Origin of the sequence: Nostoc favosum CHAB5714, from assembly GCF_020829495.1 — a bacterium.
Lineage (GTDB): Bacteria > Cyanobacteriota > Cyanobacteriia > Cyanobacteriales > Nostocaceae > Nostoc > Nostoc favosum.
The window spans coordinates 1-20817 of sequence record NZ_JAIVFQ010000110.1; the positions used below are offsets into that span (position 1 = coordinate 1).

Below are 20817 nucleotides of genomic sequence, written 5' to 3' on the forward strand. Positions count from 1 at the left end.
GGATACTATCGAAGAAAAAATTGTGCAATTGCATCATCAGAAACGAGATTTGGCAGATAGCCTATTGTCAGGTGCTGATATTAGTGGTAAAATCTCAACGGAAGCCTTGTTACAGTTGATTAGCGAAAGTTAAGCTGTCAGACACAGGAGTTACTGAGGATGGCTCGATGAAAGATTTTATAGGAACAATTACTTTTGTTTCTTAGTTGTGAGCGATCGCTTAGTGACTGGACAAAATCCTGCATCCACCACTGGGGTTGCCGAAGGAATTGTGAAGCTACTCACACCACCAGCTGTCTAGATTAAGCCAAAAAATAACACTCATCTCTCTTGATTGCAGATTTAAAGAATGTTTAACCTCAAAACAAGTTTGACAGTTTTATTTGCAGGCGTAAGCCTTACAGGCTGTTTTGGAGCCAATGCTCAAAAAACTGTTCCTGTAACAAGCAATACTCCTAATAAAATTCTCATCGTTTTAACCAACCACGAGCAACTGGGGAATACAGGTAAGAAAACAGGCTTTTATCTCGATGAAGCAGCTCATCCCCATGCAGTGTTCACTCAAGCGGGATTTGAGGTAGAGTTTGCTAGTCCCACAGGAGAAGCAGCCCCGATAGATCCAAATAGCTACAAACTTAACGATCCTCTCAATAAACAGTTTGTCAATAATCCCAAAGTAATGGCCAAAGTGAAAGACACTTTGTCTCCTGAAGAAATCAAGCCATCTGAATACAAAGCCATCTTTTTTGCAGGTGGGCATGGGACTATGTGGGATTTTCCTGACAATAAAAAACTTGCTCAACTAACGGCAGCCATTTATGAACAAGGCGGCGTTGTTGGTGCAGTGTGTCACGGCCCAGCAGGACTTGTGAATGTAAAGTTATCTAATGGAGCATATCTCGTCGCTAATAAGACAGTAGCAGCCTTCACCAATGAAGAAGAAGAAGCCGTCGGACTCACAAAAACCATGCCATTTTTGCTAGAGTCAAAACTCATAGAACGTGGAGCCAAACATACCGAAGCCCGAAATTTTCAAGCCCATGTTGTAGTTAGCGAACGCTTAGTAACTGGACAAAATCCCGCTTCAGCAATCGGTGTTGCTGAAGATATAGTTCAGCTTTTAAAGTAAAACACACATTTGTTTGCTGATTTTGTAGAGCGACAGATTATTTGACCGTAATCTGTCGCTCTGGTCAAATAATTCGTCGCTCTATAGCCATCCTGACAACGCCTTTAATTAGAATTAAACTGCAAAAAATTCTTCAAAAAATGGATAAAACTTGTTCGCTAACAACTCAAACTTTTCTCCAATACAATCAGGGCGAACTATTTTATAACCTCTGCCATTGTACCAATCAGGATTTCTCCCTGGAGAATAACATAGATAAGCCGTGCCCTCTTTGTAGTACCCAGATATAGTTAAGATATTTATTTTAGGTAAATAATTTACTTGAAAATTCCCTACAGCACGGTTTCCACTTTTAAAAGTAATAGCTAAATTATTATCAACAATGTTTTGATAATCTTTATGTAATGATTTTAAATAAATTTGTGGTACAACTAAAGCTGCATGAACCTTACCGATTTTTCGAGCCGATAACTGAAACTGGGTGTCACTAAAAACTTGTCCAGCAATCTTAGTAACCTCTGTTTGAAAATCTATTTTTACTGCGTAAAGAAGTTGTTCTAAATTTATATTGAGCATTACTTTACCTTTGAATGTTTAAGTATTGTCAAGAAATATTTTGAAATTTTTAGTATATAAAATGTTTGCTAGAATTATATGCGATTAATCATTAGAACCATAGAATCTAAATTGATATTTATCTTAAATACATACGGCACAATCTGTTTTCCAGAAATACACTGGAAGTAGATCAACTTGCTAGTGTCCAATCTGTTCTTTATTAGCTCACCATCAGCCACGCCTACAGCTTTAGCGACCAGAGGCAGATTAGCTCCCGGTCGAACGGTAGGGCAGTAATGTTTTTCAGTGGTTGCGGCAACTGATGAAGCGCAATCGCCCCGCTTTGGTAACGCCCCACGTTTTGATTTACTCTGTTCCATGACAACAGTCGGCGGTGGAACAAATTCTCGTTCAAGGTCATCGGTAATCATTTGTCCGGGTGCGACAATCTTCCGAATCAGCTTGCCAGAGTCATCTTGTTCAACCAGTTCCGGGGTTAGGCTCATCCCATAAGTGTTTTTTTTGTACGTGCAGCCTGAACGAGAGCTAGAAAAAGTCTTTGATGATTAGGATCGAGAATTGAAAGCTCAGGATGCCATTGCACACCAATTGCCCAAGGATGATGTTCATGCTCCACAGCTTCAATGACTCCATCATCCCAAGCATGAGCAACAACCCGCCAATCAGGCGGTACTTTATCTACTGCTTGATGATGCCAAGAAACTACAGACATGTGAGAATTCTGTAAACAGTCAGCTAAAAGGCTTTCTACATCTATCATGACGAAATGTTCTGTAGGTAAACGTCGTCCAGGTTCCGGCTCTAGACGATGTAATGCAGATGTACCGTAAACATCTGGAATGTGAGGAATTAGAGTACCCCCACAGGCGACGATGAGAATTTGTAAACCCCGGCAAATACCCAATATTGGCAGATGACGTTCAAGAGCAAACTTGCCAAGCTGCAATTCAAAAGCATCACGTTCGCGATCAACAGAATAAATAGTAGGATGAGCAAAACCGTTGTAGCAAGCAGGGTCAATATCTCCACCACCAGAGATGATTAAACCTGGATAATGTGAAATAAACCCAACTTTCTCACGCCATCCATTCAGTCCAATACGGCGCATCTGTCACCAGTTGAGCAAATTTGTCATATTCACATTCTCAAACTCCAGCATCACGCCGCAACGCTCACCACTCTTGCCCAAAGTATTGCCCATTTACTTCAACAGCTATCGCCAGCCGCAAGCAGAGACTAAAAATGCTTTTAAAAATCTCAAAGTAAGAAACTTTAGAGCTTAGGTTTTTACTTGGGTTGCCACAATGGAGTGATATCAAGGTTTTTAGCAGCAGATACGGCATTCTAACCTACTTGGTACGGTTTACACCCCTTTGGTTTTTGTAAAGGTATCGTAACATATATTTATATAAAGCAATATTTGCTTAACTTAGCAAACTCAAATAAAAGAGTAGGTAATAAAAGCGATGAATCAACCCATTGAATTATCTTTAGAACAAGAATTTAGCCTTAGAACTTTCTCTGATCAAGTGCAGCAGATGTCGCGTGAACAAGCTCAAGAGTTTTTGCAGATGCTGTATAAGCAGATGATGATAAGGGAAAAGACTTACCAAGAATTGCTCAAACATCAGTGGGAAGTTAGTTCAGGTTCAATCTTGGGTTAAAACAAACTTGCTCTCATCACTTTAAGCGACTCAGAAGAGAACGAACACACAATTGTTTCTTTCAATGGCTTGGCAATAGAGATTATTTGCTCCAAACTGGGAAACTGCTCGCATAACCAACTCACAGTAACGGTTTTCATGGAACAGTGAACTACTTTGACCTACACAGCAAAGAGCCAATCGCACACCACAGACGTACACCTGCTCCCAAAGTTAACCCAAACCTGCCACTGCCCCAGATACCCATTCCAGTAAGGCTCTCCGTCAGCAACGCCAATAGCCTCGCCAATTGTGGAGACTAACTGATTGTAGAACGAGCCAGCGTTGTCGAGTCCAAGGCGCATTTTCAGCTTCAGCCCCTTCCATCCTTGGACAGTCGGACTTTCCACTGGCGTGAGTGTTTGAGGAATATCCTGGGAGGTTGTGTCAATTACTGGTGTCGATAAAACCATATTATTAGTGACTGACACCAACTCATTTTGAAATGCTTCATCCCGATTTAACCACTGCCCAAAAATCGAATCACGCTGATCATCAGGAGCAACAAACCGATAAACGCACTCCCGATTTTTACGCTTGCCCAATCGACCAACATAGTCTAACTTCAAATCAATCTTGGCAAGTAACTCTTGAGCGATCGCTATGGAAGTAAGTTTTTCTGAGATACTAACATTCAAGTAATTCTTGATAACGTGCCGATGCGTTACAGCCAGTGCCTTAAACTCCACCATCTTTTCGTCGCTGCCACGTAACTGAACGTCTGGTGTAAGAAACTGCAACAGATTCAGATTTTCGAGTAACAACACAGCAGGTAATAACTGCCCCTTGTTAAAATCTGGTTTCCAAATCGAATTTTCCCCCGCCTCTAACTGCGCTTTTGCTCTTTTAGCATCACGGTTCGTCAGAAATTCTCGTCCCAGCGTCAAATAATAGTGCATCCGCAGTTGAGGATACCAGCCGTCGTCATCTTTCTCGACCAAATCAGGGGTTACGTCAATTTCGTAGCGACGAGGGAATTTAGGATTGATGGAAACTGTCAGCTAAAATAATAAGGGTAGTTATGCTTAAAAGCCGATGAATATCAGTATTGATATACCTGATGAAGTGCGCGTTTATGTAGAGGCACAAGTGATGGCAGGTGCTTATAGCAGCATTGGCGAATATTTTCTCTCATTGGTACAGCAAGACCAAAAACGCAAGGCACAAGCTTTTTTAGAAGGACTTTTGAAAGAAGGTATTGATGGAGAAGGGCAGGAAGTAACACCAGAATATTGGCAAAATTTGCGTTCTACCGTTTTAGGTCAGAACAGCATCGGGAACCAAAACGACACATGAACTATCGGTTAATTGTCAAAGATCGGGCAACGCAAGATTTGCGATATCTGGCAAATTATATATTGGTCAATGCGAATGCGGATGTAGCAGTTAAATTCTTAAGTGCTGCCGAAGTGACGTTTGCTCAGTTGGGAAAAACTCCTGGGATGGGAAAGGTAACGCAGTTAGTGGTATCGACATTGGGTGAAATCCGACAATGGCGCATCAAGAATTTTCAGGATTATTTAATTTTCTATTCTTTTCAGGATACTACGATTGAGATTCTTCGGGTATTTCATGGAGCAAGAGATTTAGCAGATGTACTTAACGAATTAGACGAAGAATTTTAACCCAAAATTGCTTATACCACCGCCAACCAATCGCACACCACAGACTTACACCCACCAGCAAAGTTAACCCAAACCTGCCACTGCCCCAGATACCCGTTCCAGTAAGGCTCACCATCAGCAACACCGACAGCCTCACCAACTTGGGAGACTAGCTCAGTATAGAACCGACCAGCGCTGTCGAGTCCTTGGCGCATTTTCAGCTTCAGCCCCTTCCATCCTTGGGTAACAGGACTTTCCACTGGCGTGAGTGTTTGAGGAATATCCTGGGATTGGGTGTCAATGACTGGTGTAATTGTACTTATATTATTGCTGACTGACACCAACTCATTTTGAAATGCTTCATCTCGATTGAGCCATTGCCCGAAAATTGAATCACGCTCATCATCAGGAGCAACAAACCGATAAACGCACTCCCTGTTTTCCCTCGACCCCAACCGACCGACATAATCCAACTTCAAATCAATTTTGGCAAGTAACTTCTGAGCGATCGCTACTGGGGTCAGTTTTTCAGAAATGGAAACATTCAAGTAATTTTTGATAACGTGCCTGTACTGAACAGCCAGTGCTTTAAACTCCACCATCTTCTCGTCGCTGCCACGTAACTGAACATCTGGTGTAAGAAACTGCAACATCTGAAGATTTTCCAATAACAACACGGCAGGCAATAGCTGCCCCTTGTTAAAATCAGGTTTCCAAATCGAATTTTCCCCAGCTTCTAACTGTGCCTTAGCCCGTTTAGCATCACGGTTCGTCAGAAATTCCCGCCCCAGTGTCAAATAATAGTGCATCCGCAGTTGAGGATACCACCCGTCATCATCCTTTTCAACCAAATCAGGGGTCACATCTATTTCATAGCGACGGGACAATTCAGCTTTGCGCTGCTGGTGTCGCTCAGTTTTAGTTTTCGCTCTTTTGTCTTGCAGCTTCTTAAGTTCAGCCCCAGAGAGTTCATGGGAATCCGCGATCGCTTCACACTCTGCAGCATACAATTCAACAGACGCGGCTTTAACAGAATCGATTACTGCCCCACCCTCATCGTCATCAGCATCTTGCGCGTTGACAACGGTGTACCCATCCTCGACCAAACCAGCAAGAACAGACTCTCGATAGCGCCGCATTTCTACGTTTATGACAGAACCACGTTTACCCCAAGTCTGCAATGACTCCGGTTGAAAATTCTGATCAACATAGCTGTAATCGTCATTATCCGCCGCCGATAATAGCGCAATGTTAGCCTGTGTAGCAACGTCCTGACTTCTGAGCAATCCTCCGATGGATGTAGAGCCATTGCCTACAACCGACATCCCCCACTCTCTGACCCAAATGTGACGGTCAACAGTCTCTCTAACCCTTGCAAGCATTTGCCGCACAGAGTTAACCGGCTGCACACCTTGAAAAATCCCCCAAACACCATCAAAATGTCCTCGAATGTCGATGGATACCCCAGTTTCTAAACTTGGAGAAGCGATAACCAAATCATACTGGGTGAGAATCTCGTTCAGGTGAGCGATGCAACCGAAAGCTGCATGAGATGGATCAGCAACGGATTCGCTGTCTATTCGCAGAATTCGTAATTCTGGGTATTTACGCCGAAAGCGTTCCTCCAATGCTTGGGTTCCCCATTTGGACTTGGCTTTCTGAGCAGAGCAGCATAGCAGATGATGCCCACCTTTAGAAATCGCTTTGTCGAGTGCCGCAATCAAATTCTTCGGGTTACTGCCAGAATAGTTGTAACAGCTTCCAGCAGCGTTAACACCGGGAATTGCGATCGCAGCATAACCCGCAGTTAATAACGCCCCCGCTTTCTTGACACCTTCGACGATTGTCACTGGTACATTATGCCGCCAAACCCAGTGCCAGAAACCGCCAGGGTGCTGTAAATCTTCTTCAGTAATGGGAATGCCGCAACGTAGGGAGACTTTCACCCAGATGCGAAGAGGCACTAAGAGGAAGAAGGCGCGTGTCTCTTCTCTGTATGGGTGTTCATATTTGATGAACTTGTGAATTTTCTGGCGATCGCGTCGGGGGTGGTCGGGTTTGAAGCAGCCCCAAACCATTGGAACGTAGTTGTTGAGGGGGTCAATGCCACTGCACCACCAGCCGCCTAGTTCAATGTGCTGGTACTTCTTCAAGTCCCTATCCCGCAGTCGCCCATCATTGCGACGGGAGATTTTGGGACTGTAGAGCAGATATTCGTAGGGCGTTGTACCGTAGAGCGATCGCCCATTCAGGTGAAAGATTTCTTCGTCAACCCCACTGTTGAGCCATTCCTGTAAGTGTAGAGCTTGAGAATCGGTTTCGATTATACGCATATCCCCTCCAGTATTTTGAAGCAATGCAAAGCTTGGGGTATTGAGTCATACCGCCTTTTAGGTTAGTTACGTAGACACAGAGCAAAGAAGCGTGGTTTTCAGTTCAGCAATCAACAGGACTTGTATTGGTAATTGTTTTTTTCGTCCTATTGACTGCTTTTTAACCGTAAATAGTACACATGAACTAATAAACTGTCATTTTACATGATCTAGTCCTTGTCAGAATCATCTCCCACCTCCGGTATGTGGTCGAAATGTCAGATTAATACGTGTGCTAACGACTTTGTTGGTCTTGGGAACTTGATGAAGGTGAGTTGATTGACAACCGGGGTGCATGATCAACAAACTCCCGTGTTCCAGCCAGAAGTCAGTGGGTTTGCCATCTCTCGGTTTAATTTGAAACTTGCGACATGACCCCAAGCTGACTGATGCGATCGCAGGCTCATATCCCATTGATGGTTCTTTGTCTGCGTGCCAGCCGATTGAATCGATACCACTGCGGTACTGGTTGCCGATTACGATGCGGAACTTGTAGCCAGTAAGTGCAGTGATAGAGTCACGCAAGTTAGACAGAGCTTCTGTCCAACATAATGGTTTCAAAAACACGCTATTCGAGTAGAGGTAGTTGCACCCGTTATCCCCGTAAATACATTCGAGGCGGGGGACGGGCATTGTTTTACCCGCAATTCTGATTTGATTCTGCTGCCACTCCAGTTTCAAACAGTGTTGATAGAGTTCATTGGCTTGTTCAAGAGTTAAGAAATCAGGGTAGTAAGTGATAGGTAAAACTGGGGCTGATTCAGCAAATAAATTGAGTTGCTGCATGAGAGTTTGTCCTTATTTTTGATGAAAATCTAAAAGCTTGTTTCTGAGTTCGAGTGATGAAGCGAAAACTGATACGATGAACCCAGCACTGATCACAGATGCAATTGCAACCAAGCGATCACCCTAGAGTAAGGAGTGCGTTCACTTTTATTTTTTGACCAACACTCGTGGCTTCTTAGTAGCAAAAGCCCCCGCCTGTTTTAGTGCAGCAGTCGGGTTTGGATGAGCGAAAAATTCTTCAATCGCTTTGGTTAGACCATCTGCAACAATTGGGTCATGACAAGCGTAAACGTAAATCGACTGCTGAGTGCCGTTGACCAGCCGCATTTCCTGACGCTCTCCCAGTTGCGGGTAAAAAATGCGAACCCAAATTTCCGATTCAGTGAGCAACATTGCGATCCGGAGTGTTCCTGAAGGTGAAAATACCCTGGCTTGGGATGTTCGGGATGGTAGACCTAACAGGGAGCGACCATCAGACAAGTCCTTACCAGTCAATTTTCTGGTTTCGTTAGCCTGAAATTCCTGACTGTTTCTTTCGTAGATATGCTTAATGCCAGGTATAGAACATTGGAAGTACTGAGCTAACTGTTCGACTGTTGCCCAACCTTGCCCATTCCATACAGAGAACACAAGAGCCTTTGCTTTGTTCAGAACATCACTGGAACGGGCATCATCTAGGTTAGAAAGTGCAGAGGTTCTTAATGATGGAGACTCGACTAAAACACTTTGATTTAAAGGTAAACTCATGTTGCTTGACTCCTAACTAAATCTCAAAACTTTAGACTTTCACGCGCAGCAAACTTTTCTCGCCAACCAGTGAGAAGCGATTGGATATAGTTCGTGATTGAGTTAAGGTTGGTGACATCAATTCAACAACGTAAAACCAAGAATTATTCACCAGCCCAATCCCCAGAATCAACCGTTGCTTTGTTCCTTTATCATGAGAACAGAGCATTACTCTTTCGCCCAGAACGAAAGCAGGTTTTTGCACAGTGATGGCTTCTAATTCTCCAGTCCCGATGATTTGGTTTTGTGTGGCGTGAAGGATTTCATTACGGCAATCAATTGAATAAAGCCAAGTTTCATGTTGACACTGGACACCGCAGCAGAAACCAAATGTTCTGGTGGTTCGGAGGTAGACTCTCTCCAATAAATTAACTGCAACAGGTGGAATTGTTTGTCCCCAAGGTGGAGAAAGATACCAACTTGTTTCAAGGGCAGTAATTAACTCAATCATGTATTTTCTGTTGTTGAGATAAAATTCTTTTCAGACGTTCAAAAATTAGTGCAGCGCATTGAGGGACAATGGCATTGCCCAGAGCCATTAGCTGTTGTTTGTGTTGTCTTCTGATGCTTTGGTATTGTGCATAGAGTTGGCGATATTCTCGTTGGCTATTTGGCGTAAGCGCTGCAATTTCTCTACGACTGAGCCGACTGAAACTGGGGATTGTGGCAGCACACAACCATCTGTCAAGGTCTGGCTGTCCCATGAGATATCTACCCAACCGTTGGGAAAGCCCATGATCGCGCTCACGAAAAGTGGATTGAGAGAACGATTTGGAGTGCTGCCCACCTCGTAACAGAGGTTTCTGCCGCCTTTGGTTGGTTTCCTGTAATTGTTGTTGGCATCTATTTTGGTTGGTGTGGGTATGACAGCAGCCGACAGATGCAGCGTTTGTCCGCTCTTGTATGCGCTGATACCAGGATGTATCCCGTCCTGAGCTTTGGGAGTAGGCAATAATCCAAATTCTTTCCCGCTTGTGGACAGCCCCCACATGGTTTGCCGAAACAATTCCCCATTCGACATTGAACCCCAACGAGGCAAATTCCCACAGTACTCCACGGAAAAATCCACTTCCCTCAGCAGTAATGAGTCCGGGTACGTTTTCCACAATTGCCCATGTTGGTCGAACTTGGCGAATGATTCTAAAAAACTCTCCGAAGAGATTGCGTTCATCCTGGGATGCTTGACGTTTTCCGGCAAGGCTGAAGGGAGGGCAGGGGAGTCCAGCGATGATACCGTCAACTTCTCTAACTCCCACTCGGTAAAGAGACTCAGTTGTGATGTCATGAATGTCTGGAATAATTGGAATATGCGGGAAGCGTAGACTTAACACCTGCTGGCAGTACTCGTTAATTTCACAAAAAGCCACGGTTTCAAAACCGCCGCTAATCAGATGACCGAGAGTAAAGCCGCCAATGCCAGAGCAAATATCAAGAACTTTTTGAGTGTCTTTGGGAGTAATTTGCTGTGTCATCCCAACCTCCCGACCAAGTACTCGATAGCATCTTTATCAATGGCGGCAATGCGGTTTTTAATACGTTGAGGTGGATTCTCAAGAAATCGTTTTAAATCTTTGCTTTTGATTTGGTGATATCTGCCAGAGCGCCTGGTTGTACGTATCCACCCCTTTTTTACCCAACTCCAAACAGTAGCCGAATTGAGTTGCAGAACTCTGGCAATTTCACAGCAATTGTAGTTATCAAGAATGGGACGTGCGGAGTATCCTAAAAAGCGCAGTTTGTTTTGAATAGCTGATGTTGAGCGTGTGTATCCTCTTCTCTTTAGCCGATATGCTATTTGTTTGACAGTGTAAAGACAAGCCATTTCTTCAACGATTGCTATTTCTTCGTCAGTCCATTTGGGATTCATTTGTTACCTCCAAGGTTTCGGCAGATTTAGTATCAGAATATTCTTCGACAGAGCGCTGATAGATTCAAAATCTACTTGATAAATATTCAAATCAATCAGCATTTCCCCACTGTTGTATAAGTCTGTAATGTGCTGTTTGATTGCCGACTCTGACAGTCCATCAGGAATATTTAGGTGCGCTTCACTCGTGATTTTATCGACTACTGTGACAATGACTTTCATGGTTAATTCCTGTGTGATTAATTGAGGATTCAGAAGTAAAAATATTCTGAATCCTGACTTCTGATTTACACTGCCCCAGTCTTTACTGTTTGCAACTGTTGCATCCATGCGCTGATTGCCGTTAATTTATCAGTACCGCTAACAACAGCATCAACAACTTGCTTTTGATACAAAGATTCAGCATGATTGGGATACTCACACTTATCTGCTGCCCAAGCCAAACACATGGTTTTTACCAGTTCATTAATCTTGCTAATATGCAATTGGCTGGGGCTATTAGTGTCTTAAAATTGCAACCACTCTCTAACCAAATCAAGTGGATAATCAAGCAAAGTGCGAATATTTTTTACTCGTAAATCGTGGGGGTGTACTGGTTGAGGGACTACGCTAAGTTTTGGTGTAGATGGAGTAGTTGAGGAATTACCACCTAAACAGGTTTGAATATCATGAATGATTGTTGCCCAGTCTGCATCTTTATCCCACTCTCTACGAATTCGGACTTTAGTTACTGCATCATAAAGCCGACAAAATACTACGTTCTCTTCCCCAGCAGTCACAGCAATAATTAGGGGTTTCTCAAAATCTTGAACACTTGATGCAGCTAAAAGAAAGCTTTTAGCGAAGTTAGTTTCTATGCCAGTTCTGACAATATAAACCTCATCTGCTCTCACAACGATGTCTAACTTAATGTTGTCCTTGCCTTTAAACTCTTTCGTTGTTAATCTCAGTTCTGATATGTAACCAGTCAATCCTTTTTCTAGAACAGGAATCGTTTTATCCTTATCGATGTTGTAGTGATACCAGAGATAGGATTCACCACTTAACTCGGCGTTTTTGACGTAGAGATAAATCGGTTCGGGAGGGTTGCATAAACCTAGTTTGATTTCAGTAACCATGTTCACCTCGGTTAAACTTTTATTGATTAGCATTCTGTGTGCAATAATGGGAATTCTCTAGCGGGAGAAGAACTTCCATACGTTCACCTAAAGTAATGGCATTCCTTTAGATGAACACTTTTGTACTAAACAGAAGTTTCTCGATTGCGGTCTAGCTCCCATTGCAAATAAGTTAGAGCAGTTTGAGCATCAGCAATGTTTAAATCAGGTTGATATCCCAAGTCCAGCAGTTGTTTGTAGTCTGGGTGCGTAGCAATAAGGGATACCAGGGTTTGAGCTTGTTCAAGTAATTGGCAAAGATTGGGAATAGACATTTCTATGCCCAGCCGTGAACATAAATCTTCAGCTTTCACTCCTATTGTTCCTGGCTCAATCTCAGTCGCTAACTCTTCAAGCAGAGATTGAAAATTTGGGTGTTCATCGTTGATTTCAATCTCAATCAAATCTGCAACCTTTGATTTAATGGGAATTGTTGAGAATGTGGTGAGAGGCGATCGCAGTTGTCAAGCGATCGCCTGGAATGGAAATAATTACGCTGTGATTAACTCTGCTCTCTCCAGCAGTCGTTGCAATTTATCGCCAGTTAGCTGCTCTAACGGTTGCTCTAAAAAATATTCATCAAAAATGGATTTACCATCAGTAGACACGTCCACCATCGACAGCCGCCAGACTGCATCCATTGCCGAGTCACAGGGTATGCTCTGGGTTTGGTCTACTGCGCGTGTGAACCACCAGCCGCCGTCAGTCTGTCCGACTTCGCCTAATTTACGATCACAGTTATATATACCGTCGTCGAGGATTTCAAAGCCGAATTTCTCACACTCGGAAAAAATCTCAGCCATGATTTCATTAGAGAATTGTTCCTCCATGCTCCCCGCTCCCTGCACCGTTGCTTCTTGAGCCATCGACAGCGATGTCTGCGACGGGCAAAGCCTACGCACTGCATCAAACACCGAGTTAGAATATTGCTGCTGACCTGAAGAACCCTTAATTACCCACCAGTTACCATCAGTGCATCCAACTTTGCCTAGTTTTACGCCATTGTTGTGGTAAATCCCATCGTCGAGGATTTCAAACCCGTAATTCTGGCACTCGTTGAAGATATGCGCCATGATTCGGTTTTCAATAGTGCAGGGTGTTGCAAGTTGTTCTTGCTCAGGCAGTGTGCCATCTTTGTAGTGAGTGCAAATGAAGCGATCGCAACGCATTAGAGTGTTGGCACGAAATAATTCTTTACCGTTGACCATGACTACCCAGCGTTGGGTTAAGTGGTTGTCGTCATGGCTGATGCTGGCTATCAGTTGATTACCAGCGTAATATTCGTGATGGGAAAACGAAATTTCTATAGGGGTAAGCGGTTCAGGAGCTATGGTTTGAGCTTGGTCAACGATGTAGTTGTCGAGTTCGGCTTGGGCGAGGGCTTGTTCGTCCGCGACTTTCTGAAGCTGGGTGGATTGATAGGTGATAATTGCGTTTATCCAGGTTTCAGCCGCTCTTTTGTCCCCAGTGGGTGTAACGCCGAGTTCAATAGCGATTCTTTTGAGGCGCGGGATATTATAGCGGGAAAGGGCTTGCTGAGTGTATTTCAGATATGTCATGATATAGGTTCCTGTAAAGGTTCAAAAGGCGACGCTTTTGCTTACCAGGCTTGGGGTGTCGTCTTTTGTTATTACTATAATACCTACTATTAGTAGGTAAGACAATAGATTGTTATATGATAGTTAGTTATCTATTGAGCTACTTACAATAAATACTATTGATAGATAGACTACTAAAAGTAGGTTAATCTATCTATATGAATTCAACTCATGCCCGTGGAAGTAAGACTTAAAGAAATTAGAAACGAAAGAAGAATTTCGCAGAATGAGCTAGCAAGACGACTTGAAATGTCGTTGGCTAATGTTCAGAAAATCGAGTATGGCAAAGCCAAATCAATACCTTTAGAGACATTGGACAAGTTATGCCAGATTTTGGAGTGTGAAGTTGGCGATCTACTAGTTCGCGTACCTGATAAGGATGGTGGAAGTTCTGAGAAGGAACAAAAAGTAGTTCAAGTAGCTGATGAAGTCAAAGAAGGTAAAATCAGCAAACTCACTTCAAAAAGCACAAACGCAAGTGGGATGATTGCAGCATGAGTGCAATCGCCCTAAATTTAATCAATCATGTAGCATTAGCGTTGCTCTCTTCAAGTGGAGTACGGCATGAGTACCAATAAAAATTAGAGTCGCGGCACGCTGCAACAGAGGAAAAAAAGTGCCGCAATATGGAAAAGAAGTATGCTTGGAAGCTGCTATGGGTAGAGCTAACTGAGGACAAGAGCCTGAAAGTGAACTTTTCAAGTACTGTTCAAGAGGTGGAGTAATGAATAAACCAACCTCTAAGCGCAACAAAGCCACCTCTGCTGCATCCAGTGACAGCACTCCATCAGATGACCAAGACCTTGAGGAGATCTCCCAAGAAGAAGACCCAGGTTCAGCAACTATTACGGTTAGTGCTGTTGAAGTTCCAGAATTAACTGAGCAAGAACAGCGCGATCGCCTACATTTAGAGCGAAAGGTGGAACGGGCGTTTTTTGAAGCAGGGAGGGCGCTGGCGGAATTGCGCGATCGCCGACTGTACCGCTCCACGCACAAGACGTTTGAAGAATACTGTAAAGATAGATTTGGTTACAGCCGTAGACAGCCCTACTTTTTAATGGAAGCAGCTGTTATTTTTCAAAACTTAGAGCAAAAATGTGATCGGAACGATCACATTCTGCCGACTAATGAGTGGCAAATCAGGCCGCTATCCAAGCTTGACCCGGACATTCAGCCCGAAGCATGGGAGCAAGCTGTAGAGTCTGCCAATGGGAAAGTACCCTCGCACCGGATCGTCAAAGACGTGGTGCAGCGCATAATGGATCGAACAAAAGTACTAAACACATATCAAATTGGCGAAGTTTGCCAAATCATAGTCAAAGACAATCCCGAACTCAGAGGCAAAGGTGGGTGTTGGGCAATTGTCAGCGCAGTAAACGAGTTTAGTTGCACCGTAAGGGTTTGGGATGGCGAGTACACGATTGGGTTGCAGCGCCTGAAGTCCTTCAACTACCTGCCCCAGGAGTGCCAACAAATGCAGTCCTTGAGCGATCGCATTACACAAGTGTATTCCGATTCGCTGGAGGAGACAGTCAAAAATCTGTTGCAGTTATTGGGGAAGGTAAATCGGCCTTATCTTACTGCTCTGGAAGAGAAATTATTGACGCTTCTGGAGTCGGAGTATGGGAGAATACCCTGAACAATTTTGGCAATTTGGTATCCAATGTCTTTGGGTTGATGACAATTTATTGAAGGTATCTGTTGACACATTGAAAGTACAGACTAAGATTGATCTGTAGCTTTTTAGTTCTTAGCACATAATGTATGTCAGAACAGAAACCTTTTCTCTCCATACTCTCCTTTTTAGGTTTTCAGGTGAATGCCGCTATCGAGGAAGGACATGGGAACAAAATTTCATTCAGTGATATTTACAAGGGCTTAGAAGAAAGAAATCTGTTTGAACTATTAAATGAGAAACTTCCCGGAATTCTAGATATCAGCCTTTTTCTCGAAAGTAACGAAAAAGCTCACCTTGAGCAGCGTAATGGAGTTTTAAATGCTTTAAGCGATGCTGCATCAGGTATGAAGGGAAGAGAAAGAAAAAAGTATGGTGTAAAGAGTTCAGGGCTATCTTTACTGATGGCTTACATTTTAGAAGCGATACAGCAAGAATACTGGATAACTTCTAGTTAATCATTACGAATAATAAAGAGTATGGTGTTGGGGAGTGAAACTACCAGCAACGAATTTCTAACCAGTTTTTTAAAATTATTACGGTAGCTTGGTCAAGGATATTTATTATACTGAAAAATATTAGTGTTACTTGATGACAATACTTATTTTTCTCATAAAGAAATTGTAAAGATAAGCAGCAGAAATGAACCAAAGCCACCAAAATCTTAGCAGAAAAATATCATAGCTTAGTCTAGGTGTTCTGAAATCAGTCAAGCTCTGTTTCAAACCAGTAATAAACAAAGTATAAATTGTAAAAATCCCAACAATTGGCAAAATTGATAAGACAAGTATTCCGAAATCTCGAATAACTAATGAGCTAAATTTTGGTAATCTTAAGCATTGTGGTGAATTTGACCATAGAAACTTGAGTAGAAATGAATACGCTCCTGCCAAAATTGAAAACCAAATCAGAGCTAATAACAATGCACCGACAGAAACAATAAAGAAAAAAAGTAGACCGCCACCGCCATTACCTGTAATAACTAGAAGACCCCCTACTAAAGAATAACGCCAAAATTCAAATGCAAAAATTACAGTTGCGCCAAAGTACGCTGGTATTGCTAATCTCATAGCCATCATCCACGATTGTGGATTAGGTAGCCAAACAGGAAACCAACTTGTTTTGTTCATAGCTTCAATACTGTTTATAAATTTTGGATAGAATATTTACGCTGGTTTCTAGCTAGTTCTTAGAATAACGATAATAAACGATGTATATTACATTGTCGTTACGGATATATACTTATAAAATACTGAAAAGTCCGATGATGCATACACCTGCTGAGAGTGATCGTGCTACCCAGGACAACCAACTAAGGCATCATGTAAAAATAAGTTGTACAAAATTTATTTAGAATAGCTTGCTAAATCTAGCTTTCACACAAAATTGTTCAGGTTATTTATTACACAAATCCTAAGCTAAGATGCAGTTGTACCGTGAGACTTTGGGATGGCGAAGACACGGTTGGGTTGCAACACCTGAAGTCCTTCAACTACTTGCCGCAAGAGTGTGGGGAGATGCACTTTCTCCCATTTTTAAAAGATGGGAGTCAATTAATTGTTACCAGAAGGAATCTGCCGTCTACGCCGTCTTCTCCTTGGTGCTTGATAAAAGCTTAACCGATTTGGTTTCCTGTCAAGCACCTCAAGTGCTGAACGGGTTTCTCTCAAATTTAAGCTAAGTAGTTGCTCAAAGATTTTTAAACCAATCTCTCGGTATTTATTTTGACGATGTAGTTGAATAGCAAGTGTTGTGAGACTTTCTGCTGCGAAAACTAGCGATCTTGTGGGATTATCAAGTTTCTTCCCCAACTGGCTTAATAAACTTTGGCAAATTTCAGACACCAGTTGAGGCTCAGTATCAACAAAACTATTGTTTTCGATAATCTCAATAATATCTGAGGCGGCTTTTAGGAGTAATTGTTTGTTTTTACATACTGCTTGAATGAGTAAGCGCATTCCAGAATCTAGCTCGAAATGCTCACGGCTTTGGAAAAAAACGCTTGCTACTATGCTTTGAATTACCTCAATATTAGAGGGGGCAAGATTGTAGAGAATTTCTGCTGCTTTCGTTCTGCATCTTTTTTGAATCCACAGATGGCTGGCTACGTGAGCTAATCCACACAAAACTGCCTCGTCATTCTGATTAGCAAGATAATGGTCGATTTTTGCTACTGACCACTCATCTTGATATTGAAAATAATGGATAAATAGCAATTCTCCATATACTTGACGGCAAAAATTTGAGCCATCTGCCCAAAGCATCTCCAACCAACCTTGAACCGTTTCTTTTGGCTCAAACCATCCTACTGTGCGAGAAAGAAAGTAAAGTGCCCATCGATACCGCAACACTTCGGGACAGTTGCGAATCACTGCATCAAAAAGTTGGGTTGCTTGAGTGCGATCGCCATTTAATAAAGGTGGCATCTGAGTCAAAATATCCACCCAAACTGCTGGGTGCGGCTCTATCTCTAACCTAGATTTAATTACCCTTGCCCAGTTTTGTAAATCAGGGGGATTTTGCTCAAGGTAGCCAGCAGCGATCGCTCGTACAATGGAACCTCTGCCGCTAGGTAAAGTATGCGATGTAGTGGTGTTAAAAACAATTGATGATTGTAGTTGATGCGAAGTTTCTTCTTCTTTACTTCTATAGTCATTTAACTCAGGCTTTGGATGTGTCAATAGCCAATTTTCTAGCCGTGAAAGAATTGATTTTGGAAGTCCTTGGTTACGTTCAGCAATTTTTTCTAAAGCAGATGCAGTATCAGAACGAAACTCTTCCGAAATAAATCCACGTTGTTCGAGGTTCTCTACTAACTCAATCAAATTATTTGTAGGAAAACCATTTTCTACAAGCTCTGAATAATTTGCTGAGTTTGCCATACTCTTTCTGGATTCCACTGTTGAAAGTTAAATATAATCTGCATACTTAATGCGTCGTATGCAGTATGCAGTACCACTCGCTCTTTATTAGCATTAGCAACAGCTTTTATTGCATCTCCTGGGTTTATGCTCAAATGAAGCTGATCGTCATTTTGTAAGTTTTCAAGATTATTAACTGTATTGCCCAGATAATCAGCTTTAATTGCTAATAGCACGTAATCTTTATCAATTACAAGATGTCCTAGCGTTGCTAAAAGCGCTGATTTTCCAGATCCAGGAACACCAAGAACGATTCTTGTAGAAGATTCCTCTGATTCTATGCAGTTGAAAAGTTGGTCTAACTCAGGGCGGTCAATATGTTGGTTATTACCTAGTGTTCTCGGCCAACTTAACAATCCTTTAGAAGCATTCAGAAATTCTGTACGTAGACTTGCATATAAAGTTCCATCTAAAACATACTGATTATAAGCATGAGCAGAAATAGCTGATTCTGCTCCCTCGTGCCCAGGGTAAAAATTATTATAAGTTACTGTGTTGTTATCACCCAGAACAGCTTGGTTATCATTACCCTGAACCGTTCGGTTTTGATTACCTTGAACTACATTTTGAGATGTGAAACTATCAGCCTGCTGCTTTGGATCTGCATCAGGCTGTTGCAAATCAGAGTTTTCTGGTGGCTGCTGACTCATAATTGAGTTTACAATCCCAATAGGTGAGAACCAGCAGCCGCTCCCAGCCAGGTTGCAACTTTCACAAGAATTGGCTTGGCTGTTGTCCAAATTTTCTGACCAGCTTCCACGCCTTTACTAGTTTTTTCAAGTGTTTCTGCTACAGTTCCCAAACGTTCTAATGCACGTTGCTTATTTGGTTCTTCTTTGTCTGTGGCTTTCTTAGGAGTTATGTAAAAATAACTTGAACAATTAACTGACTGCTTTGGGTTTGATAATATAGTTCCACTCACCATGAAAAGAATTTCGTTCGATTGCGATAGTATCAAGCTCTTGGTCTGTAACCTTGATTCCCGTTTTGTAGAGATTTGGATCTAATCTAGCCTCAACTTCTAATCCTTGTGTGGTGGTAGTATTGCGAATTAGATTAATCACAACTTGCAAGCTGGTTAATGGTCTGCCTCGCCAGTTTCACTACACTTTTAGAAGTCCATTTTAGAGGCGATTCTGGGTCTCCCAGCGTCACTGGTTCAATCAGCGATTCTAAATCTGATAGCAGCATCGCGTCTTTTTCTTCAAGTAGTTTACGTCCAGCACCTAACGAACGAATTCGATTACTATCGCCATTCGAGGTTTCTTCCTCCGAAGCGTCTAACAGTAACCGTATTCCAGCATGGATTGTAGTCCGGGATAGTCCAGTTGCGATCGCCACCTGACTGATACCTCCCCACCCCAAGCTTCGGGCTTCAATTGCTGCCCAGATACGCCGTGTTTTCTCGTTCAAATAGGGCAATAACGAGTCATACTTGTCTTGAATGCTTTCTACTACCTGCTTATCAGACATATAAGCCTTTAATTCGGTTACATTATGATCATCTAACCATTCGGGAAATTGTTCAAGTTATTTTTACATAATGCCTTAGGGAAGACAAGCGATCGCTCGGTATACTGCAATCAAGGTAGAAGAGAAAGTGTTAAGTCGAATGGAGTTGGAGTACAGGAATGAGATAACCTACTATAGCGCTTACCAGTCTACTGAGGTACATCTCAAAACCTCACCCCCAACCCCTCTCCTTGCTAAGGAGAGGCAGGGTGGTTTCATACAAAGAAAGAAAAAACTTGATCGAGTTGGTTGGAGAGGGCGCGTTGTGCTTGAGGAATAGTTCGGAAACGAAGTTTGCGGGCGATCGTAATGAAAAAATTGTGTAGGATAGACCAATTCACAGGAGCATTGCCACCACGGCGTGGTGGCAAGTCTTCTTGAAATGTCACATCTCTAACCCAATGAAGCCGATTTTCGATGCCCCAATGCCCTTGAATATCAGCAAGTAACTCTTGAGCTTCAAGATTTTGACTACAAATATAAAATTGACGCTCGTAGAATGGTTGACCATCACGCTGACCCTGACGCTCGATTACGACAAAAGTTTTGAGTCCAGACCATTTTTTTTGCATTTGTTCGGGAGCAGCAAAAACTTTGCACTCACGTTGGACTAGTCGAGAATGAACATTCTCTACAGTTGTGGCACTGCTGAGTGGAGTATCTTGCTGTGCTTGGGTTTGAGCCATTTTGCAGAGAGGAGGTTGGTTTTCTTTTAATCCAATTATGTAATCGTTGCCACCGTCAATGATGAGTGATACTGTTTTTTTTGGCAGTGTAAAGCATCAAGAGTAAAAACTACTTGTTGACCACAAAACTCGGAGATTAATTGTTGTACAATTGCCACCTCACTAATTTTTTTATTAGATATTGGTTGCATCCTGAGTACAATACCTCGCTGATGACTATAAACTGATACTGTACTGATAAAGTCTTGATAAGACTGACTGTAATCTGTAACCGTGCAACGGATGCTTTTGCCGTCAATTGCCAGTCGTTCTCCAGGCATCGATGGCACAAAAATTGATGCCCAACTATTGAATAAATCTGTTAACGGCTGAAAATCTATAGTTTTTAGTACTCGTCGGAATGTTGAGTAGGATGGCAACTTGATTGTTTGTTCTAGGTTTA

Annotated in this window: 26 protein-coding genes and 2 pseudogenes; 7 read left to right on the forward strand and 21 right to left on the reverse strand. The window is 42.5% G+C overall.

What is annotated here, in order from left to right; translation table 11 throughout:
* The first annotated feature begins 349 nt into the window (after positions 1–349).
* The gene (locus tag LC586_RS34250; protein ID WP_229489946.1) at positions 350–1129 is read left to right on the forward strand and encodes a type 1 glutamine amidotransferase domain-containing protein; all 780 of its coding nucleotides are present in this window, start codon (positions 350–352) and stop codon (positions 1127–1129) included.
* 114 nt (positions 1130–1243) lie between these two features.
* Here LC586_RS34250 and LC586_RS34255 read toward each other — a convergent pair whose 3' ends face one another.
* From LC586_RS34255 to LC586_RS34265, 3 genes are all read right to left on the reverse strand, one after another.
* Positions 1244–1705, reverse strand: a complete 462-nt coding sequence (locus tag LC586_RS34255; RefSeq protein ID WP_229489947.1) for a hypothetical protein — start codon at positions 1703–1705, stop codon at positions 1244–1246.
* 74 nt (positions 1706–1779) lie between these two features.
* Positions 1780–2193, reverse strand: coding sequence for a hypothetical protein (locus LC586_RS34260; protein WP_229489948.1), 414 nt, complete (start codon positions 2191–2193; stop codon positions 1780–1782).
* A complete protein-coding gene (locus LC586_RS34265) occupies positions 2190–2816 on the reverse strand; it encodes a gamma-glutamyl-gamma-aminobutyrate hydrolase family protein (RefSeq protein WP_229489949.1) in 627 nt (208 codons plus the stop codon). The genes LC586_RS34260 and LC586_RS34265 overlap by 4 nt, the downstream gene beginning before the upstream one ends.
* Before the next feature lie 358 nt (positions 2817–3174).
* Between LC586_RS34265 and LC586_RS34270 the strand changes: the two genes are divergently transcribed.
* Positions 3175–3372 (forward strand): NblA/ycf18 family protein, encoded by a 198-nt coding sequence (locus tag LC586_RS34270; protein ID WP_229489950.1) that lies wholly within the window; start codon positions 3175–3177, stop codon positions 3370–3372.
* A 161-nt stretch (positions 3373–3533) separates the two neighbouring features.
* Here LC586_RS34270 and LC586_RS34275 read toward each other — a convergent pair whose 3' ends face one another.
* Positions 3534–4352, reverse strand: a complete 819-nt coding sequence (locus LC586_RS34275) for a hypothetical protein (protein WP_306423317.1) — start codon at positions 4350–4352, stop codon at positions 3534–3536.
* A gap of 94 nt (positions 4353–4446) precedes the next feature.
* Between LC586_RS34275 and LC586_RS34280 the strand changes: the two genes are divergently transcribed.
* A complete protein-coding gene (locus LC586_RS34280) occupies positions 4447–4707 on the forward strand; it encodes a ribbon-helix-helix domain-containing protein (RefSeq protein ID WP_229489951.1) in 261 nt (86 codons plus the stop codon).
* A complete protein-coding gene (locus tag LC586_RS34285) occupies positions 4704–5036 on the forward strand; it encodes a type II toxin-antitoxin system RelE/ParE family toxin (protein WP_229489953.1) in 333 nt (110 codons plus the stop codon). Before LC586_RS34280 ends, LC586_RS34285 begins: the two co-directional genes overlap by 4 nt.
* A gap of 11 nt (positions 5037–5047) precedes the next feature.
* On the opposite strand, the gene LC586_RS34290 is transcribed toward LC586_RS34285, so the two are convergent.
* The 11 genes from LC586_RS34290 to LC586_RS34335 form a co-directional block, all read right to left on the reverse strand.
* Complete coding sequence (locus LC586_RS34290; RefSeq protein WP_229489954.1) at positions 5048–7348, reverse strand: plasmid replication protein, CyRepA1 family; 2301 nt, start codon at positions 7346–7348, stop codon at positions 5048–5050.
* Between the two features lie 225 nt (positions 7349–7573).
* Entirely contained in the window at positions 7574–8173 is a 600-nt protein-coding gene (locus tag LC586_RS34295) for an alpha-ketoglutarate-dependent dioxygenase AlkB family protein (RefSeq protein WP_229489955.1), read from the reverse strand.
* Between the two features lie 147 nt (positions 8174–8320).
* A complete protein-coding gene (locus tag LC586_RS34300) occupies positions 8321–8920 on the reverse strand; it encodes a hypothetical protein (RefSeq protein WP_229489956.1) in 600 nt (199 codons plus the stop codon).
* Between the two features lie 31 nt (positions 8921–8951).
* Entirely contained in the window at positions 8952–9410 is a 459-nt protein-coding gene (locus LC586_RS34305; RefSeq protein ID WP_229489957.1) for a DUF1392 domain-containing protein, read from the reverse strand.
* Positions 9403–10431, reverse strand: coding sequence for a DNA cytosine methyltransferase (locus LC586_RS34310; RefSeq protein WP_229489958.1), 1029 nt, complete (start codon positions 10429–10431; stop codon positions 9403–9405). The genes LC586_RS34305 and LC586_RS34310 overlap by 8 nt, the downstream gene beginning before the upstream one ends.
* Positions 10428–10826, reverse strand: coding sequence for a MerR family transcriptional regulator (locus LC586_RS34315; protein ID WP_229489959.1), 399 nt, complete (start codon positions 10824–10826; stop codon positions 10428–10430). The genes LC586_RS34310 and LC586_RS34315 overlap by 4 nt, the downstream gene beginning before the upstream one ends.
* A gap of 3 nt (positions 10827–10829) precedes the next feature.
* Positions 10830–11048, reverse strand: a complete 219-nt coding sequence (locus LC586_RS34320; RefSeq protein ID WP_229489960.1) for a hypothetical protein — start codon at positions 11046–11048, stop codon at positions 10830–10832.
* Between the two features lie 65 nt (positions 11049–11113).
* Positions 11114–11275 carry a hypothetical protein gene (locus LC586_RS41270; protein WP_306423318.1) on the reverse strand — a complete coding sequence of 54 codons (162 nt, stop codon included), beginning with the start codon at positions 11273–11275 and terminating at the stop codon, positions 11114–11116.
* Between the two features lie 57 nt (positions 11276–11332).
* Positions 11333–11944 (reverse strand): hypothetical protein, encoded by a 612-nt coding sequence (locus LC586_RS34325; RefSeq protein WP_306423319.1) that lies wholly within the window; start codon positions 11942–11944, stop codon positions 11333–11335.
* 125 nt (positions 11945–12069) lie between these two features.
* Entirely contained in the window at positions 12070–12387 is a 318-nt protein-coding gene (locus tag LC586_RS34330; protein ID WP_229489961.1) for a hypothetical protein, read from the reverse strand.
* 87 nt (positions 12388–12474) lie between these two features.
* The gene (locus LC586_RS34335; RefSeq protein WP_229489963.1) at positions 12475–13542 is read right to left on the reverse strand and encodes a hypothetical protein; all 1068 of its coding nucleotides are present in this window, start codon (positions 13540–13542) and stop codon (positions 12475–12477) included.
* A gap of 210 nt (positions 13543–13752) precedes the next feature.
* On the opposite strand from LC586_RS34335, the gene LC586_RS34340 reads away from it, so the two are divergent.
* The 3 genes from LC586_RS34340 to LC586_RS34350 all read left to right on the forward strand — a co-directional run bounded on the left by LC586_RS34340 (position 13753) and on the right by LC586_RS34350 (position 15714).
* A complete protein-coding gene (locus LC586_RS34340; RefSeq protein ID WP_229489964.1) occupies positions 13753–14079 on the forward strand; it encodes a helix-turn-helix domain-containing protein in 327 nt (108 codons plus the stop codon).
* Between the two features lie 226 nt (positions 14080–14305).
* Positions 14306–15220 (forward strand): hypothetical protein, encoded by a 915-nt coding sequence (locus tag LC586_RS34345; protein WP_229489965.1) that lies wholly within the window; start codon positions 14306–14308, stop codon positions 15218–15220.
* A gap of 125 nt (positions 15221–15345) precedes the next feature.
* Positions 15346–15714, forward strand: coding sequence for a hypothetical protein (locus tag LC586_RS34350; RefSeq protein WP_229489966.1), 369 nt, complete (start codon positions 15346–15348; stop codon positions 15712–15714).
* A 126-nt stretch (positions 15715–15840) separates the two neighbouring features.
* Here the strand turns inward: LC586_RS34350 and LC586_RS34355 are convergent, their stop codons facing one another.
* The 6 genes and pseudogenes from LC586_RS34355 to LC586_RS41985 form a co-directional block, all read right to left on the reverse strand.
* Entirely contained in the window at positions 15841–16386 is a 546-nt protein-coding gene (locus LC586_RS34355) for a hypothetical protein (RefSeq protein WP_229489967.1), read from the reverse strand.
* A gap of 423 nt (positions 16387–16809) precedes the next feature.
* The gene (locus tag LC586_RS34360) at positions 16810–18138 is read right to left on the reverse strand and encodes a hypothetical protein (RefSeq protein WP_229489968.1); all 1329 of its coding nucleotides are present in this window, start codon (positions 18136–18138) and stop codon (positions 16810–16812) included.
* The gene (locus LC586_RS34365) at positions 18105–18827 is read right to left on the reverse strand and encodes an ATP-binding protein (protein WP_229489969.1); all 723 of its coding nucleotides are present in this window, start codon (positions 18825–18827) and stop codon (positions 18105–18107) included. Before LC586_RS34365 ends, LC586_RS34360 begins: the two co-directional genes overlap by 34 nt.
* A gap of 8 nt (positions 18828–18835) precedes the next feature.
* On the reverse strand, positions 18836–19102 hold the full coding sequence (locus tag LC586_RS34370) for a hypothetical protein (RefSeq protein WP_229489970.1): 267 nt from the start codon (positions 19100–19102) through the stop codon (positions 18836–18838).
* A pseudogene (locus LC586_RS34375) lies at positions 19059–19650 on the reverse strand (ISAzo13-like element transposase-related protein). The gene LC586_RS34370 and the pseudogene LC586_RS34375 overlap by 44 nt, the downstream one beginning before the upstream one ends.
* 254 nt (positions 19651–19904) lie before the next feature.
* Positions 19905–20794, reverse strand: a pseudogene (locus tag LC586_RS41985) (ISAs1 family transposase).
* Positions 20795–20817 lie beyond the last annotated feature (23 nt).

Excerpts from the sequence above, each read along its gene's own strand:
- LC586_RS34310 (WP_229489958.1), bottom strand. The coding sequence starts at position 10,431 with ATGACACAGCAAATTACTCCCAAAGACACTCAAAAAGTTCTTGATATT.
- LC586_RS41270 (WP_306423318.1), bottom strand. The coding sequence starts at position 11,275 with ATGTGTTTGGCTTGGGCAGCAGATAAGTGTGAGTATCCCAATCATGCT.
- LC586_RS34255 (WP_229489947.1), bottom strand. The coding sequence starts at position 1,705 with ATGCTCAATATAAATTTAGAACAACTTCTTTACGCAGTAAAAATAGAT.
- LC586_RS34345 (WP_229489965.1), top strand. The coding sequence starts at position 14,306 with ATGAATAAACCAACCTCTAAGCGCAACAAAGCCACCTCTGCTGCATCC.
- LC586_RS34285 (WP_229489953.1), top strand. The coding sequence starts at position 4,704 with ATGAACTATCGGTTAATTGTCAAAGATCGGGCAACGCAAGATTTGCGA.
- LC586_RS34370 (WP_229489970.1), bottom strand. The coding sequence starts at position 19,102 with ATGGTGAGTGGAACTATATTATCAAACCCAAAGCAGTCAGTTAATTGT.
- LC586_RS34325 (WP_306423319.1), bottom strand. The coding sequence starts at position 11,944 with ATGGTTACTGAAATCAAACTAGGTTTATGCAACCCTCCCGAACCGATT.
- LC586_RS34280 (WP_229489951.1), top strand. The coding sequence starts at position 4,447 with ATGAATATCAGTATTGATATACCTGATGAAGTGCGCGTTTATGTAGAG.
- LC586_RS34365 (WP_229489969.1), bottom strand. The coding sequence starts at position 18,827 with ATGAGTCAGCAGCCACCAGAAAACTCTGATTTGCAACAGCCTGATGCA.
- LC586_RS34260 (WP_229489948.1), bottom strand. The coding sequence starts at position 2,193 with ATGAGCCTAACCCCGGAACTGGTTGAACAAGATGACTCTGGCAAGCTG.
- LC586_RS34335 (WP_229489963.1), bottom strand. The coding sequence starts at position 13,542 with ATGACATATCTGAAATACACTCAGCAAGCCCTTTCCCGCTATAATATC.
- LC586_RS34315 (WP_229489959.1), bottom strand. The coding sequence starts at position 10,826 with ATGAATCCCAAATGGACTGACGAAGAAATAGCAATCGTTGAAGAAATG.
- LC586_RS34360 (WP_229489968.1), bottom strand. The coding sequence starts at position 18,138 with ATGGCAAACTCAGCAAATTATTCAGAGCTTGTAGAAAATGGTTTTCCT.
- LC586_RS34355 (WP_229489967.1), bottom strand. The coding sequence starts at position 16,386 with ATGAACAAAACAAGTTGGTTTCCTGTTTGGCTACCTAATCCACAATCG.
- LC586_RS34270 (WP_229489950.1), top strand. The coding sequence starts at position 3,175 with ATGAATCAACCCATTGAATTATCTTTAGAACAAGAATTTAGCCTTAGA.
- LC586_RS34290 (WP_229489954.1), bottom strand. The coding sequence starts at position 7,348 with ATGCGTATAATCGAAACCGATTCTCAAGCTCTACACTTACAGGAATGG.
- LC586_RS34250 (WP_229489946.1), top strand. The coding sequence starts at position 350 with ATGTTTAACCTCAAAACAAGTTTGACAGTTTTATTTGCAGGCGTAAGC.
- LC586_RS34340 (WP_229489964.1), top strand. The coding sequence starts at position 13,753 with ATGCCCGTGGAAGTAAGACTTAAAGAAATTAGAAACGAAAGAAGAATT.
- LC586_RS34265 (WP_229489949.1), bottom strand. The coding sequence starts at position 2,816 with ATGCGCCGTATTGGACTGAATGGATGGCGTGAGAAAGTTGGGTTTATT.
- LC586_RS34320 (WP_229489960.1), bottom strand. The coding sequence starts at position 11,048 with ATGAAAGTCATTGTCACAGTAGTCGATAAAATCACGAGTGAAGCGCAC.
- LC586_RS34305 (WP_229489957.1), bottom strand. The coding sequence starts at position 9,410 with ATGATTGAGTTAATTACTGCCCTTGAAACAAGTTGGTATCTTTCTCCA.
- LC586_RS34295 (WP_229489955.1), bottom strand. The coding sequence starts at position 8,173 with ATGCAGCAACTCAATTTATTTGCTGAATCAGCCCCAGTTTTACCTATC.
- LC586_RS34350 (WP_229489966.1), top strand. The coding sequence starts at position 15,346 with ATGTCAGAACAGAAACCTTTTCTCTCCATACTCTCCTTTTTAGGTTTT.
- LC586_RS34300 (WP_229489956.1), bottom strand. The coding sequence starts at position 8,920 with ATGAGTTTACCTTTAAATCAAAGTGTTTTAGTCGAGTCTCCATCATTA.